We start from the raw sequence: 229 nt of genomic DNA on the forward strand, positions 1-229 counted from the left end.
TCCCTAATGCCGATATTATTATTGATCGATTTCATATTGTTCAAGCGATTAATCGTGAAATAAATCGTTGTCGTATTCGTATTATGAATCTGTTTAAATCTAATGAAAGACCCAAATATAATAAACTTAAGCGTCATTGGAAACTCTTGTTAAAACCTGCGAACGAACTCGATCGCATGCATTACCACCCGTTCCGTCTTTTTGACAATTGGCATAGCCAATACAGTCT

At 35.4% G+C, this 229-nt stretch carries 1 protein-coding gene; it reads left to right on the forward strand.

The window, feature by feature from the left end; genetic code table 11:
* The coding region (locus HHH54_RS11740; RefSeq protein ID WP_198618842.1) for a transposase at nucleotides 1-229 on the forward strand (229 nt) is incomplete at both ends.

This window comes from Staphylococcus canis (assembly GCF_016238445.1).
Classification (GTDB): domain Bacteria; phylum Bacillota; class Bacilli; order Staphylococcales; family Staphylococcaceae; genus Staphylococcus; species Staphylococcus canis.